The sequence below is a fragment of the Acuticoccus kandeliae genome (genome assembly GCF_003073115.1).
Window position 1 is genome coordinate 1,026,519 of sequence record NZ_QBBV01000001.1, and the last position, 14,184, is coordinate 1,040,702.

General features: G+C 68.8%; 14 protein-coding genes. 9 read left to right on the forward strand and 5 right to left on the reverse strand.

The features are described 5' to 3' along the window. Window positions 1-30: 30 nt before the first annotated feature. The 4 genes from plsX to DBV35_RS04735 all read left to right on the forward strand — a co-directional run bounded on the left by plsX (window position 31) and on the right by DBV35_RS04735 (window position 3,506). A complete protein-coding gene (gene plsX, locus DBV35_RS04720; RefSeq protein WP_108659059.1) occupies window positions 31-1,080 on the forward strand; it encodes a phosphate acyltransferase PlsX in 1,050 nt (349 codons plus the stop codon). Between the two features lie 40 nt (window positions 1,081-1,120). Continuing rightward, window positions 1,121-2,137, forward strand: a complete 1,017-nt coding sequence (locus DBV35_RS04725; RefSeq protein WP_108659060.1) for a beta-ketoacyl-ACP synthase III — start codon at window positions 1,121-1,123, stop codon at window positions 2,135-2,137. Between the two features lie 306 nt (window positions 2,138-2,443). Further along, on the forward strand, window positions 2,444-2,809 hold the full coding sequence (locus DBV35_RS04730) for an integration host factor subunit alpha (RefSeq protein WP_281262216.1): 366 nt from the start codon (window positions 2,444-2,446) through the stop codon (window positions 2,807-2,809). A gap of 193 nt (window positions 2,810-3,002) precedes the next feature. Then, window positions 3,003-3,506, forward strand: coding sequence for a MerR family transcriptional regulator (locus tag DBV35_RS04735; RefSeq protein ID WP_157961582.1), 504 nt, complete (start codon window positions 3,003-3,005; stop codon window positions 3,504-3,506). Window positions 3,507-3,509: 3 nt separating this feature from the next. Here the strand turns inward: DBV35_RS04735 and DBV35_RS04740 are convergent, their stop codons facing one another. Together DBV35_RS04740 and DBV35_RS04745 are read right to left on the reverse strand one after the other, a co-directional pair. After that, window positions 3,510-4,517 carry a GntR family transcriptional regulator gene (locus DBV35_RS04740; RefSeq protein WP_157961583.1) on the reverse strand — a complete coding sequence of 336 codons (1,008 nt, stop codon included), beginning with the start codon at window positions 4,515-4,517 and terminating at the stop codon, window positions 3,510-3,512. A gap of 46 nt (window positions 4,518-4,563) precedes the next feature. Then, on the reverse strand, window positions 4,564-5,337 hold the full coding sequence (locus tag DBV35_RS04745) for an SDR family NAD(P)-dependent oxidoreductase (RefSeq protein ID WP_108659064.1): 774 nt from the start codon (window positions 5,335-5,337) through the stop codon (window positions 4,564-4,566). Window positions 5,338-5,472: 135 nt separating this feature from the next. Here DBV35_RS04745 and DBV35_RS04750 point away from each other — a divergent pair, with 135 nt between their 5' ends. From DBV35_RS04750 to DBV35_RS04770, 5 genes are read left to right on the forward strand one after another with little or no spacing between them, the layout of a single operon-like run. Further along, window positions 5,473-6,213, forward strand: a complete 741-nt coding sequence (locus DBV35_RS04750) for an SDR family oxidoreductase (RefSeq protein WP_108659065.1) — start codon at window positions 5,473-5,475, stop codon at window positions 6,211-6,213. Continuing rightward, the gene (locus tag DBV35_RS04755) at window positions 6,210-7,304 is read left to right on the forward strand and encodes an Ldh family oxidoreductase (RefSeq protein ID WP_245943840.1); all 1,095 of its coding nucleotides are present in this window, start codon (window positions 6,210-6,212) and stop codon (window positions 7,302-7,304) included. Before DBV35_RS04750 ends, DBV35_RS04755 begins: the two co-directional genes overlap by 4 nt. A 51-nt stretch (window positions 7,305-7,355) precedes the next feature. After that, entirely contained in the window at window positions 7,356-8,345 is a 990-nt protein-coding gene (locus DBV35_RS04760; RefSeq protein ID WP_211099932.1) for a C4-dicarboxylate TRAP transporter substrate-binding protein, read from the forward strand. A 22-nt stretch (window positions 8,346-8,367) separates the two neighbouring features. Continuing rightward, on the forward strand, window positions 8,368-8,901 hold the full coding sequence (locus DBV35_RS04765; protein ID WP_108659067.1) for a TRAP transporter small permease: 534 nt from the start codon (window positions 8,368-8,370) through the stop codon (window positions 8,899-8,901). Between the two features lie 19 nt (window positions 8,902-8,920). Beyond that, window positions 8,921-10,201 (forward strand): TRAP transporter large permease, encoded by a 1,281-nt coding sequence (locus DBV35_RS04770; protein ID WP_108659068.1) that lies wholly within the window; start codon window positions 8,921-8,923, stop codon window positions 10,199-10,201. Between the two features lie 9 nt (window positions 10,202-10,210). Here DBV35_RS04770 and DBV35_RS04775 read toward each other — a convergent pair whose 3' ends face one another. The 3 genes from DBV35_RS04775 to DBV35_RS04785 are packed head-to-tail and all read right to left on the reverse strand — an operon-like array spanning window position 10,211 to window position 14,155. Next, on the reverse strand, window positions 10,211-11,368 hold the full coding sequence (locus DBV35_RS04775) for an iron-containing alcohol dehydrogenase (RefSeq protein ID WP_108659069.1): 1,158 nt from the start codon (window positions 11,366-11,368) through the stop codon (window positions 10,211-10,213). Window positions 11,369-11,397: 29 nt separating this feature from the next. After that, window positions 11,398-12,786 carry an aldehyde dehydrogenase family protein gene (locus tag DBV35_RS04780; protein ID WP_108659070.1) on the reverse strand — a complete coding sequence of 463 codons (1,389 nt, stop codon included), beginning with the start codon at window positions 12,784-12,786 and terminating at the stop codon, window positions 11,398-11,400. A 4-nt stretch (window positions 12,787-12,790) separates the two neighbouring features. Next, on the reverse strand, window positions 12,791-14,155 hold the full coding sequence (locus tag DBV35_RS04785; RefSeq protein WP_108659071.1) for a glutamine synthetase family protein: 1,365 nt from the start codon (window positions 14,153-14,155) through the stop codon (window positions 12,791-12,793). Window positions 14,156-14,184 lie beyond the last annotated feature (29 nt).

The window sequence follows — 14,184 nt, forward strand, 5'->3', positions numbered from 1 at the left end:
GGGCGCCAGGGGTGCGAAGACCGAGCGAGAATGACGGGCAAGACGATCCGACTGGCCATCGATGCCATGGGTGGGGACGCCGGGCCGGCGATGGTGCTGCCGGGCCTGAAGGTCGCGCTTGTGCGTTGCCCGGACCTGACCTTCGACCTGTTCGGCGACCAGGCCGAGATGGAGAAGGTCCTCGCGGACCTTCCGGAGGTCGCGAAGGCCTCCACCCTCCACCACACCACCGTTTCCATCCCGATGGACGCGAAGCCGAGCCAGGCGCTGCGCATGGGCCGGCGCGACAGCTCGATGTGGCGCGCGATCGACCATGTGCGCACCGGCGGCGCGGCGGCGACCGTCTCGGCCGGCAACACCGGCGCGCTGATGGCGATGTCGCTCTTCTGCCTGCGTCCGATGGCGGGGGTGGACCGGCCGGCGCTGGCGGCGATCTGGCCGACGATCCGCGGCGAGTGCATCGTCCTCGATGTCGGTGCATCGATCGGCGTCAACACGAACAATCTCGTCACCCACGCCCTTCTCGGCACGGCGATGGCCCGCGCCGTCTTCGGCATCGACACGCCGAAGGTCGCCCTCCTCAATATCGGCGAGGAGGAGGTGAAGGGGCTCGAAGAGGTGCGTGAGGCGGGGCAGATCCTGCGTAGCCGCACCTTCCCGGGCATGCGCTATGAGGGCTTCGTCGAAGGCGACGATATCGGCCGCGGGGCGGTCGACGTCGTGGTCACCGAAGGCTTCTCCGGCAACATCGCGCTGAAGACGGCGGAGGGCACCGCCCGCCAGCTTGCCGAATATTTGCGCATGTCTATTGGGCGAACACTCAGGGCCCGCCTAGGTTATTTGCTCGCGAAACCGGCCTTTATGCGGTTGCGTGACAAGATGGACCCGCGCAAGATCAACGGCGCGGTCTTTCTGGGCCTGAACGGGCTCGTCATCAAAAGCCACGGCGGAACGGACGCGGAAGGCTTTGCCAGCGCCGTCGAGTTGGCGCACGACATGGTCCGCAACGAGCTACTGCGTCGCATCGCGGCGGACGTGGCCGCACTCAAGGAGACGCATGAGCTTGCAGACGCGGGTTGATCATTCACAAGCCGTAGAGGTCCAGGATCGCGCATCCGTCATGGATGGACCTTCTCCCGGCAGACGAGAGGTCGCGCGCCCGGCTGCCTGCGTGGTGGGTGTCGGGTCGGCGCTCCCCGAACGCGTCCTGACGAACCTCCAGCTTATGGAGATGGTGGACACGTCGGACGACTGGATCGTGTCGCGCACCGGCATTCGCGAGCGGCGGATCGCGGCGGAGGGCGAGTTCACCTCGCACCTCGCCGAACGCGCCGCGCGGCAGGCGCTCGACAATGCCGGCCTCACCCCCGCCGACATCGACCTCATCGTCCTCGCGACGGCGACGCCGGACAACACCTTTCCCTCCACCGCGGTCGCGGTGCAGGAGCGGCTCGGCATGAAGACCGGCGCGGCATTCGACGTCGCGGCCGTCTGCTCCGGATTCGTCTACGCGTTGACGACTGCGAACGCGCTGATCGCGACGGGCACGGCGCGACGCGCCCTCGTCATCGGCGCGGAGACCTTCTCGCGCATCCTCGACTGGTCGGACCGCACGACCTGCGTCCTCTTCGGCGACGGGGCGGGCGCGGTGGTGCTGGAAGCGAACGGCGCCACGAACGGTTCCGCGTCCGGTACGCCGCGCGGCATCATCGCAAGCTCGCTGCGCTCCGACGGTGCCCATCGCGACAAGCTCTTCGTCGATGGCGGCCCGTCCTCCACGCGCAGCGTCGGTCATCTCAGGATGCGCGGGCAGGAGGTCTTCCGCTTCGCCATCGGCGCCACCGTCGACGTCGTGGAAGACGTGATGGCGAAGGCCGGGATCACCGCGCAGGACATCGACTGGTTCGTGCCCCATCAGGCAAACAAGCGAATCATTGATGCGAGCGCGCGCAAGCTCGGCATCGACGAAAAGAAGGTGGTCCTCACAGTTGAGCGCCACGGAAACACCTCCGCGGCATCCATTCCTCTCGCCCTGTCGCAGGCTTCGGCCGACGGACGGATCAAGAAGGGCGACCTCGTCCTTCTGGAGGCGATGGGCGGCGGCTTTACCTGGGGCGCGGTGCTCGTCCGCTGGTGACGCACGGCTCCCGCGGGGGCCGGCTCAACGCTCGATCGCCGGGGCGGCGCATGCCGCCCGGCGCGGAATTATCCCTTTAATGCGTCAGAATTGTTCGAATTTTCAGGCGCTTATACATTTGTCATAGAAAGTTCAAACGACTTACGGCTGTCGTTGATAGCCAGCGGCGAAACGCCAGCAGAAGTCACAATCGTCAGACACTTTTCAGACACATTCTGCAAAGTCGGACGAAATCTCTCTCTGCGGCACATTGACCATAGGTTAACGTCCGCATACGCTTAAGTCGTTAACCACCAACGGAAACTGTTGCTCGCGCGCGCATCTCACCGGGCCGCGCGGGCGGGAAAATTTTGGCAGAGATTCATGGCTGGTCGCACCATTACCCGAGCGGATCTTTCCAACGCAGTTTGCCGACTTGTGAATGTATCCCGCGCCGAGGCGTCGGAACTCGTCGACCAGTTCATCGAAGAAATCGTTGCCGCGCTCGAGCGTGGCGAGTCCGTCCGCCTCTCCTCCTTCGGCGCGTTCGAGGTGCGCGAGAAGAAGGAGCGCGTCGGCCGCAACCCGAAAACGGGCCAAGAGGTGCCGATCGACTCGCGCCATGTCGTGACCTTCCGGCCGAGCGACGTGATGAAACGCGCCATCAACCGACCACCGGCCACCGTCCCCTGAGGGCGCGGTCCCGCGCGCCACAGCGGCGCGCTTTCAGGTGATCTTCGGCACAAAAGCGGGCCGGATCGCGTGACTTTTGCGTTCCGCGCTCTAGCGTGGGCCCCGATGAAATGGGATGATTGGCGACGCGCGTCCGCGGCGTGATGCGCGCGCGGCCGCGTCGGACGGCGCCGCGAATTGCCGGAGGAACTGGGTGGACGGCAAGGCTGGTCGGCCGGCTGGCGAGGAGACGGGAGATGCGGCCCCGCGCTCCGTGATCGCGGCCGAAGCGCTCGCGCGTCACCTCGGCGTCCCGGCCTCCGTTCTCAGCTATCTCGAAGCACGCGTGCCGGAGATCCGCGCGATCACCGAGGGCCGCACGCGCGCCTATCGCGCGCAGGACGCGATGCTGCTCGCCGGCCTCGCCGAGCTCCTCTATCGCGAGGGCCTCTCCTTCCGCGAAGTCACCGAGATGATCCGCTCCAACGAGCGCGCCGCGATCGCCGCGCGCGGGCGAAAGCGCCTGTCTGGCCTCGTCGCCGCGACGCCCGCCCGGCCGGAGACGGCGCGGCCGATCCCGCGCGATGCGATCGTGCGTCCCAAGGGCGCCGCCGAAGCGCCGCGCGAGGCGCCGCGCCCCCGCCCGCCCTCGCCGGAATTGAAGGCGGTGCTCGCCGACCTCATCGAGTGCGTGCGCCTTCTGGAATCGGCGCGCTGATCCTCAGGCGAGCGGGTCGAGATAGGGCAGGGAATCCGGCGCGAAGTCGCGCACGATGACGTCGATGCGCGCGACCGCCCGCTCGCGCGAGACGAAGAGATGATCCTCCAGCGCCTTCGCCGCCGCCTCCGTCTCACCCGCGGCGAAGAGGTCGAGGATCGCCTTGTGCTCGGGCAGGAAGGGCTCGGTCTCGAAAAGGCGCGGCGTCCAGCGATAGAGAAAGCGGTGGGCGATCAGCAGCGACTGGGGGACGGTGATCGCGTCCATCAGCGCCTCGTTCCCGCAATAGCGCAGGAGCGTGATGTGGAGGTCCTCCTCCAGCGCGTCGAGCGTGCCGCCGGGGATGTCGTGGGCGTGCCGCGTCGCCTCGGCAAGGTTGTCGCGGATGCGGGCGACGAAGTCGGACGGCGCGTGGCCGGCGGCCTTGCGCAGCGCCACCGGCTCCAGGATCGCGCGCAGCTCGTAGAGTGAATCCACCCGCTCGCGCGTCAGCGCCGGGGCGAACCAGCGCGAGCGGTCGTCCTTCTGGACGATGCCGCGCTGCTGGAGGCGGCCGACGACGTCGCGCGCGACGGTCCGGCTCACCGCGTAGAACCGGGCGAGCTCGGCCTCGTTCACGCGCCAGGGGGCGAAGGCGATGCGGGCGGTGATCTCCGATTCCACCTCGGCATAGATGCGCTCCCAGGTGGCGAGGGAGGAGAGGCGGATGTCCTCCATCGCGACGGGCGCCTCGATCGGGAGGGCCTCCACCCGGCGCACCCGGTAGCCGCGCCCCTTCGACTTCTCCACGAGGCCGAGCGCGACGAGCTCGATCAGCGCCTGGCGCGCCGGGGCGCGGCTGATGCCGAACTGGCTCGCGACGGTGGTCTCCCCGAGGCGGGCGCCGGGGGCGAGGATCCCGGCGCGGATCTGGTCGGCGAGGATCGCGCTCGCCTGCTGGTAGAGGCGCGGCGTGGCGCCACGCTGGGCCGCGCTCTCCCCCTGTCCCCGCTCGTCCTGGGGCGCGCGCATCGCCTGTTCCTCTCGTCCTCGCTCCGTCGGGGGCGGCATCGCCCGTTCAGATTCCGGTCGCGAGATAGCCGCCGTCGACACGCAGTGTTGCACCGGAGACGAAGCGAGCGCCATCGGAGGCGAGAAAAATTGCCGCGCCCACCAGCTCCTCCAGTTCGCCGAGCCGCTTCATCGAGGCGCGGCGGGACGCCTCGGCCTTGCGCTCCGGGCTCATGCGGTCGCGGTTGAGGTCGGTGAGGAAGAAGCCGGGCGTGATGGCGTTCACCCGCACGCCCTTCTCGCCCCACTCCGCCGCGAAGGTCTGGGTGAGGCCGACGACGCCCCACTTGCTCGCGCAATAGGTGGAGGCGTTCGCCCAGCCGGTATGGGCCGAGAGGGAGGCGATGTTGATGATCGCCCCGCGCCCCTTCTCGATCATCGGCGGGGCGAAGGTCGTGCAGGCGAAGAAGACGCTCTTGAGGTTGGTGTCGAGCATCGTGTCGTAGGCCTCCTCGGTGACGTCGAGCGCCGGGCCGAGGGAGAGCGTGCCCTGGCAGTTGACGAGGATGTCGATGGGGCCGTGGTCCTCCAGGATCGTCGCAGCGAGGTGCTTGAGGGCCGCGACGTCCCGCAGGTCCGCCGCATAGCCCGCCGGCGCGGTGAGGTCCTGGTCGAGTTCGGCGACGACGGCGTCGATCTTCGCCTGCGTGCGCGCCGCGATCAGCACGTTCGCCCCGGCCGCGCGGTAGCCGAGCGCGATCTCCCGACCGATCCCGCCCGACCCGCCGAGCACCAGCGCCGTGCGCCCCTCCAGCGCGAAATTCTTCATCTCGAAACCCATCGTTCCCCTCCCGTTTCCGCTGTGACAATCGGGCGCCGCGAATTGGCGGTTGATCGTCCCGCGAAATGATGGCTAGTGTACACAAAAGACGTTTTGCCGAAAGGGCGGCTTCCCGCCCCCGGCGCGGGAGGATGGATGACGGGGCGGCTCGCCGACAAGACGGCCTTCGTGACCGGGGCCGGGCAGGGCATGGGGCGGGCGATGGCGCTCGCCTATGCGGCAGAGGGCGCGCGCGTCTTCGCCGCGAGCCGCACCTTGTCCAAGATGGATGATCTCGCCGCCGACCCGGCGATCGCGCCCGTCGCGCTCGACGTGACGGACGCTGCGGCGGTGTCACGGGTGCTCACCGAAGCGGGTCCGATCGACATTCTTGTCAATTGCGCCGGGCTCGTCCTCAACGGCTCGATCCTCGACTGCACCGAGGAGGACTGGGCCGCTAGCCTCGATGTGAACGCCACCGCCGCGTTCCGCACGACCCGCGCCGTGCTTCCCGGCATGATCGAGCGGGGGCGGGGGGCGATCGTGAACGTCGCCTCCGTCGCCTCCAGCATCACGGGCGTCTCCAACCGCCTCGCCTACGGGGCGAGCAAGGCGGCGATGGTCGGCCTCACCAAGGCCGTCGCGCGCGACATCATCAAGACGGGCGTGCGCTGCAACGCGCTCTGCCCCGGCACGACCCTTTCCCCCTCGCTGGAGGCGCGGATCGAGGCCTCCGCTGATCCGGCGGCCACACGGGCGGAATTTTTCGCGCGCCAGCCGATGGGGCGCCTCGGGACGATCGAGGAGATGGCCGCCGCTGCCGTATATCTCGGCAGTGACGAGTCGGCCTTCATGACAGGCCAGCTCCTTGTGATCGACGGAGGACAGACCCTGTGAACGACAGTGCCCCGAAGACGGACCGGTCCGTCGTGCGTGTGGAGGATGCCGAGCTCGAGGCATTCTGCCGCGACGTGTTCCTCGCCGCCGGCGCGGACGAGGCGAGCGCGAACGCGGCGACGCGCGCGATGATGCACGGCTCCCGCCTGGGCGTCGACAGCCACGGCGTCCGCCTCCTCGCCCACTATGTGATGGTGATGAACGAGGGGCGCCTCAACAAGACGCCCGACGTGCGGATCGTGAAGTCGCTCGGCGCGGTCGCCTCGCTCGACGCCGACAACGCCCACGGCGCGCTCGCCGCCTATCGCGCGATGGACCACGCCATTGAGATGGCCGAGTCGCACGGCATCGGCGCGGTCGGCATCCGCCACACCTCCCATTTCGGGCCGGCGGGGGCCTATGCGCTCGCCGCAGCCGAGGCCGGCTATATCGGCTTTGCCACCTGCAACTCGGACAGCTTCGTGCGCCTCCATGACGGCGCCGCCCGCTTCCACGGGACGAACCCGCTCTCCTGGGCGGTCCCGGTGGAGGGGCGCCGCCCGTGGCTTCTCGACATGGCGACGAGCGCGATCCCCTACAATCGTGTCCTCCTCTATCGCAGCCTCGGCGTCAGCCTGCCGGAGGGTACGGCCTCCGACGAGCACGGCGTCGACACGCTCTCGCCGGAGGAGGCGGCGATGCTCGCCCCGCTCGGCAACGAGTTCGGCTTCAAGGGGGCGGGCCTCGGCGGGCTCGCGGAGATCTTCTCGGCCGTCGCGAACGGGATGCGGCTCTCGACCGAGATCCTGCCCATGAACGGGCCGGAGTTCAAAACGCCGCGCGAGATGGGCGCCTTCGTGATGGCGCTCAAGGTCGACGCGCTCACCGACCATGCGAGCTTTTCGGCCGGCATGAACCGCTATCTCGACAATCTGCAGAACTCGACGACCCGCGAGGGCGCGAAGGTGATGGCCCCTGGCGACCGGGAATGGGCCGAGGCCGAGCGCCGCGTCGTCGAGGGCATTCCGATCGACCCGGTCACCGTCGACGCGTTCGCGCGCCTCGCGGCGACCTATGGCCTGACGCCGCCCGCCCACAGGCGAGGCGTCTAGCGCCCAACCCGCCGGCGCCGCCGGCCAAATGCAATGGAGGAGGAAGCTGCCATGACGTCACGACACTCTCGGATCGCCCTCATGGGCGCCGCCATCGGCGCACTCTGCCTGGCGAGCGGCGCGGCGAGCGCGCAGGACTTCACCCTGAGCTTCAACCACGTCCTCGGCCCCAACGAGCCCTATCACAAGGGGTTCGAGGCCTGGGCCGAGGCGGTGAAGGAGCGGACGGATGGCGGCCTCGAGATCCAGGTCTTCCACTCCGCCCAACTCGGCGTGGAAGAGGACATCATCGAGCAGATCCGCCAGGGCGCGAACATCGGCCAGAACACCGACTCGGCCCGCCTCGGCAACTATGTGCCGGGCATCGCGGTGGTGAACGGGCCCTATTTCGTCGCCGACAAGGAAGCGGCCTTCGCGCTGACCGACTCGCCCACGATGAACGCCTGGATGGACGAACTCGCCAGCGATCACGGCCTCAAGGTCGTCTGCTTCGACTGGGTGCAGGGCAAGCGCCACTTCTTCACCAACAAGGCGGTGCGCTCGCCGGAGGACCTCGCCGGCCAGCGCATCCGCACCCCGCCGGCGCCGATCTGGCAGGAATCGATCCGCGCCCTCGGCGCCGCGCCGGTGGCGATGAATTTCGGTGACGTCTATCCGGGCCTCCAGCAGCGGGCGATCGACGGGGCCGAGCTCGTCTATCCGAACATCACCGCCGCGAACCTCAACGAAGTGGTCGAGTACGCGAACGAGACCGGCCACATCCTCCTCGTCAACTTCCAGGTGGTGAGCTCCGAGTGGTTCGACGGGCTGCCCGCCGACTACCAGACCGCCCTCGTGGAAGAGTGCCGCACGGCAGGCCAGGCGACGTCGGCGACCATCGCCGAGGCCGAGGAGGCCGCGAAGGCCAAGCTCATCGAGCGCGGCATGACGGTGGTGGAAGACATCGACCGCGAGGCATTCCGCGCTGCCGGCGAGAAGGCCTACGAGGTGCTCGGCCTGACCGAGGCCAAGAACCAGGTCCTCTCCGAGATCGGCAACTGACCGGCGGGCGGCGGAGATCGACGTGCGGACCGCATACAAGGCACTCATCCGGTTCGAGGCGATCCTCGCCGCCGCCTTCCTGCTCCTCATGGTGGGGCTGATCTTCCTGGGGGGCGTCGCGCGCATGATGGCGATGCCCCTCATCTGGACCATCGACTTCGCGACCTGCTTCTTCGCCTGGGCCGCGTTCCTGTGCGCCGACATCGCCTGGCGGCGCGACGCGCTGATGTCGATCGACCTCTTCCGCGAGGCGGCACCGGCGCGGCTGCGCATGGTGATCCGCTACGCGAACCTCGCGATCATCACGGTCTTCCTCGTCTACGTGATCTATGCGGGCGGCTGGCTCGCTTATGTGAGCCGCGCGCGCTCCTTCCAGGGCCTGCCGGGCATCTCCTTCTCGTGGGTGACGGCGAGCCTGCCGGTCGGCGCGGCGCTCCTCCTCATCACGACGCTGATCAAGATCCGCCGCGCCCTCGGCGAGGACGGGCTCCTCGCCCCGCTCGCGCCGCTACCGGGCGAGCGGACCGCGCCCGCCGGCGTCGGCGACGGCACGTGAGCGCGGGAAAGCGGCAACCATGCTGATCGTCACCATCGCCTTCGTCGTCCTCCTCCTCATGGGAATGCCGGTCGCGTTCGCGATCGGGATCTCGGGCGCGCTCTTCTTCGTCCAGCACCCGGAGCTGCCCTTCACCATCCCCGTGCAGGTGACGGTGAGCCAGACGCAGAATTTCGCGCTCCTCGCGGTGCCGCTCTTCATCCTCGCCGGCAACTTCATGAACAAGTCCGGCATCACCGACCGCCTGCTCCACCTCGCCGCGGTGATGACGGGTCGCCTGAAGGGCGGCCTCGCGCAGGTCTCGATCGCGCTCTCGGCGCTGATGGGCGGCGTCTCGGGCTCCGCGATCGCGGACGCCGCGATGCAGGCCCGGATGCTCGGCGCGCCGATGATGGAGCGCGGCTTCACGCGCGGCTTCACCGCCGGCGTCCTCTCCTTCGGCGCGCTCCTGACGCCGATCATCCCGCCGGGGATCGGCATGATCCTCTACGGCACGATCGGCAACGTCTCGATCGGCCGCCTCTTCGCGGCGGGTTTCGTGCCGGCGCTCCTCCTGTGGATCGGGCTCGCGATCGCCGTCTACGTCACGGCGAGCCGGCGCGGCTACAAGCCGGAGCGCACGACGCGCCCCACCGCGCGCGAGGTCGGCAGCGCGCTGACGGGCGGGATCTGGGCGATCCTTTTCCCGATCTTCCTCCTCTTCGGCCTGCGCGCCGGCATCTTCACCCCGTCCGAGATCGGCTCCTTCGCCGTCCTCTACGCGATCGTCATCGGCGTCATCGTCTACAGGAAGATGAAGGGGCGCGACTTCGTCGACGCGCTGTCAAGCAGCCTCGCCGATGTCGGGGCGGTGATGTTCCTGATCGCGCTGTCGGCGATCTTCAGCTACGGCATCGTGCTGGAGCGGGTGCCGGAGCTCGTGTCCGGCGCGATCCTCGGCGTGACCGAGAGCCTCTGGGGCGCGACGCTGCTCATCGCGCTCTTCGTCCTGATGATCGGCTTCTTCGTCGACGCGACCGTGCTCATCATCATGCTGACACCGATCTTCCTCCCGGTGGTGCGCAATCTCGGCGGCGACCCGGTCCATTTCGGGATCGTCTTCATCATCGCCGCCACGATCGGCAACTTCACGCCGCCGGTCGGCGCGGCGATGTACACGGTTTGCTCGATCCTGAAGTGCTCGGTGACGGACTATACGCGGGAATCGATCCTTCTCTTCGCCGCGGTCAGCCTCGTCACCGTCCTTCTGATCTTCCTGCCGGGGGTCGTCCTCTTCGTGCCAAACCTGATCTTCGGCTGAGCCGAAGGGTCAGGAAAGGTCCTCCTCGTAGGCGCGGCGGAAGATCTCCCGAGCGCCCGCGACGTCGAGCGGGACGGGGTTGCCGCCGGCGGTCGGGTCGACGGCCGCCATCTCGGCGATCATGTCGGCCTTCGCGTCGTCGATGCCGAGGCCCTTGAGGCCGTGCGGGATGCCGATCTCCTCGCGCAGGTCGAGCACCCACTTGAGGAACCCGTCAAACCCGCCATCGACGCCGATGAAGCGGCCGAGCCGGTCGAGCTTGTCCTCGATCGCCGGGCGGTTGAAGACGAGCACGTACGGCATGAACACCGCGTTGGTGAGGCCGTGATGCGTGTTGTAGAGCGCGCCGACAGGGTGGGAGAGGGAGTGGATCGCGCCGAGGCCTTTCTGGAAGGCGACGGCGCCCATCGCGGCCGCGCTCATCATGTCGCCCCGCGCCTCGATGTCGGTCCCGTCCTTCACGACGCGGGGGAGGGCGTTCCTGCACAGCCGCACGCCCTCGACCGCGATCCCTTCGGACATCGGGTGATAGAAGGGGGCGCTGTAGGCTTCGAGGCAGTGGGCGAGCGCGTCCATCCCGGTGCCGGCCGTGATCTTCGGCGGCATCCCGACCGTCAGCTCCGGGTCGGCGATGACGATGACCGGCAGCATCTTCGGGTGGAAGATGATCTTCTTGGTGTGGATCGCCTCGTTGGTGACGACCGCGGCGCGGCCGACCTCCGAGCCCGTGCCGGCGGTGGTGGGGACCGCGATCACCGGGGCGATCGTGTCCGCGTCGGCGCGCTTCCACCAGTCGCCGATGTCCTCGAAATCCCAGAGCGGGCGCGTCTGGCCCTGCTGGAAGGCGATCGCCTTGCCGGCGTCGAGCGCCGAGCCGCCGCCGAACGCGACGACCCCGTCATGGGCGCCCTCGCGATAGGCGGCGATGCCGGCCTCGATGTTCGCCCCGATCGGGTTCGGCGCGACGCCTGAGAAGAGCGCCGCCTCGACCCCCTCGGCCGCGAGGATCGCGAGCGCGTTCTCGGTGATCGGCAGGCCGGCGACGACGGGATCGGAGACGAAGAGCGGGCGCGTGATGCCCGCGGTGCGGCACGCGCGGCCGAGCTCGCTGATGCGGCCCGCGCCGAAGCGGATCGCGGTGGGGTAGCTCCAGTTCGCAGTGGTCATGGTCTCTGCTTGGGTGCTTGCGCAGCCGGTCAGCCGGCGTGCCTCAGATGAAAGGATTTCGGGCGCGTCAGCGTCTCGTAGCCGACACGCGAGAGGGTGGCGCCGCGGCCGGTGTCCTTGACGCCCGTCCAGGCGAGGGCCGGGTCGAGATAGTCGCAGCGGTTCATGAAGACGGTGCCGGTCTCGAGCTTGTCGCCGAGCGCCTCGGCCGCCTCGAGGTCCTTCGTCCAGATCGCGGCGGTGAGGCCGAAGCTGCTGTCGTTCATCAGCGCAACCGCCTCGTCATCGTCCTTGACCTTCATGATGCCGACGACGGGGCCGAAGCTCTCGTCCCGCATCAGCGACATCGAGTGGTCGACGCCGACGACGATCTGCGGCGCCATGTACGCCGAGCCCGCCTCCTCCAGCGGGAAGAGGGACGGGTCGACGAGGGCGCGCGCACCCTTGCGGACCGCCTCCTCGATCTGCCCGCGCACGAAGTCGGCCGAGGCGGCCTTCACCATGGGGCCGAGCGTTGTCGCCTCCTGGAGCGGGGAGCCGAGGACGTAGTTGCGCGTCAGCGCGACCGCGCCCTCCACGAAGCCCTCATAGAGGCTCTCGTGGACGTAGATCCGCTCGATCCCGCAGCAGGACTGGCCCGAGTTGAAGAAGGCGCCGTCGACGAGATTCTCGACCGCGTGGGCAAGGTCCGCGTCGGAGCGGACATAGGCCGGGTCCTTGCCGCCGAGTTCCAGCCCGACGCCCACGAAGTGGCGCGCCGCAGCGGTCTCGATCGCCTGGCCGCCGCCGACCGAGCCGGTGAAGTTCACCTGGTTGACGAGGCCGGACGCGATCGCGCGCGCGGCCTGATCGTGCGACATGACGAGGTTCTGGAAGAGCCCCTCAGGCAGGCCCGCCGCCGCGAAGGCCGCCGCGAAGCGCTCGCCGGTGAGGAGCGTCTGCGCCGCGCACTTCAGGATGACGGCGTTGCCGGCCATGAGGGCCGGGATCACCGAGTTCACCGCCGTGAGGTAGGGATAGTTCCACGGCGCGATGACGAGCACGGTGCCGAGCGGCTCGCGTTTGATCGCGCGGGTGAAGCCGTCCTTCGGGGCGGGGATGATCGGGGCGAGCGCCGCCTCGGCGATCGCGATCATGTGGCGGGCGCGCTCCTCGAAGCCGCCGAGCTCACCGGCGCCATAGCGGACCGGACGGCCCATCTGCCAGGCGAGCTCCGGCACGATGTCCGCCTTCATGGCGAGCATCGCGTCGACCGCGGCGGCGCACAGGCGCGCCCGCTCCGCGATGGGGACGGTGCGCCAGGCGCTCTGCGCGGCGTTCGCGTCGGCGAGCGCGCGGGCGAGGCCGCTGTCGGAGACGATCGGCCGCTCGGCATAGACCGAGCCGTCGACCGGGGAAATGATTTGAACCTTGGTCATGGCCTCACGCGCGTTCGAAGCCGCGGCGGACCTCCCAGTCCGTCACGCGGCGATCATACTCCAATTGTTCCCAGTCCGCCGTGTGGGCGTAGTGCTCCACCACCGCCGGGCCGAACGCATCGCGCAGGAGCGCGGAGTTGCGAAGCGCCGCCGCCGCCTCGCGCAGCGTCTTCGGGATCTCCCGCACGCTCTGCGACAGATAGGCGTCGCCCTCAAAGGCGGGCTCCAGAGTCAGCCCCTCGTCGACGCCCGCGAGCCCGGCCGCGATGAGACCGGCGATCGCCAGATACGGGTTGAGGTCCGCCCCGCCGATGCGGCACTCGATGCGCACCGCCTTCGTCCCCTCGCCGACGATGCGATAGCCGGCCGTGCGGTTGTCGCGCGACCAGACGACCTTGGTGGGCGCGAAGGTGCCGGCCTGGAAGCGCTTGTAGGAGTTGATGTAGGGGGCGAGGAGCCAGGTGATGTCGGCCGAATATTTGAGCTGGCCGGCGAGGAAGGCCTCCATCGTCTTCGACATGCCGTGCTCGGTCGAGGCATCGTGGAAGACGGGCGCGCCGCTCTTGTCGGCGATCGACATGTGGATATGGCTCGACGAGCCGGCGAGCTGGTAGTCCCACTTCGCCATGAAGGTGATGGCCTTGCCGTGGAGGAAGGCGATCTCCTTCGCGCCGTTCTTCAGGATGACGTGGCGGTCGGCCGTCTCCAGCGCGTCGGCATAACGGACGTTCAGCTCCTCCTGGCCCGGTCCCCACTCGCCCTTGGAGTTCTCGACCGGGATGCCCGCGCCGACGAGGCCGTTGCGGATCGCCCGCATCACCGGCTCTTCCTTCGTCGTCTGCAGGATATTGTAGTCCTCGATATAGTAGGCGGCCGGGGTGAGGCCGGAATAGTTCTTCTCGTGGGCGCCGCGATAGGTGTCCTCGAAGAGGTAGAATTCGAGCTCGGTCGCCGCATTCATCGACCAGCCGCGTTCGGCGAGGCGCTCGACCTGGCGCTTCAGGAGGGCGCGCGGGCTGTGGGCGACCGGGTGATGGTGGTGGTCGAGCACGTCGGCGAGCACCAGCGCGGTCGCCTCAAGCCACGGCACGCGCCGCAGGGTCGACAGGTCCGGCTTCAGGACGAAGTCGCCATAGCCCGTCGCCCAGTTCGTCGCCGCGTAGCCGGGCACCGGCTCCATGTCGATATCGTTGGCGAGGAGATAGTCGCAGGCGTGCGTTTCGTCCGAGGCGCCCTCGACGAAGAATGTCGCGTGAAAGCGCTTGCCGACCAGCCGGCCCTGCATGTCGACGAGTGCGACGAGGACCGTGTCGATGGTGCCGTCGGCAACGGCGGCCTTCAGCTCGTCAAAGGTCAGATTTCCAGGCATGGGGTGCGCTCGCGTTCGGTGGGCGAACA

Excerpts from the sequence above, each read along its gene's own strand:
- plsX (WP_108659059.1), top strand. The coding sequence starts at position 31 with ATGACGGGCAAGACGATCCGACTGGCCATCGATGCCATGGGTGGGGAC.
- DBV35_RS04725 (WP_108659060.1), top strand. The coding sequence starts at position 1,121 with ATGGATGGACCTTCTCCCGGCAGACGAGAGGTCGCGCGCCCGGCTGCC.
- DBV35_RS04740 (WP_157961583.1), bottom strand. The coding sequence starts at position 4,517 with ATGCGCGCGCCCCAGGACGAGCGGGGACAGGGGGAGAGCGCGGCCCAG.
- DBV35_RS04745 (WP_108659064.1), bottom strand. The coding sequence starts at position 5,337 with ATGGGTTTCGAGATGAAGAATTTCGCGCTGGAGGGGCGCACGGCGCTG.
- DBV35_RS04750 (WP_108659065.1), top strand. The coding sequence starts at position 5,473 with ATGACGGGGCGGCTCGCCGACAAGACGGCCTTCGTGACCGGGGCCGGG.
- DBV35_RS04760 (WP_211099932.1), top strand. The coding sequence starts at position 7,356 with ATGACGTCACGACACTCTCGGATCGCCCTCATGGGCGCCGCCATCGGC.
- DBV35_RS04770 (WP_108659068.1), top strand. The coding sequence starts at position 8,921 with ATGCTGATCGTCACCATCGCCTTCGTCGTCCTCCTCCTCATGGGAATG.
- DBV35_RS04775 (WP_108659069.1), bottom strand. The coding sequence starts at position 11,368 with ATGACCACTGCGAACTGGAGCTACCCCACCGCGATCCGCTTCGGCGCG.
- DBV35_RS04780 (WP_108659070.1), bottom strand. The coding sequence starts at position 12,786 with ATGACCAAGGTTCAAATCATTTCCCCGGTCGACGGCTCGGTCTATGCC.
- DBV35_RS04785 (WP_108659071.1), bottom strand. The coding sequence starts at position 14,155 with ATGCCTGGAAATCTGACCTTTGACGAGCTGAAGGCCGCCGTTGCCGAC.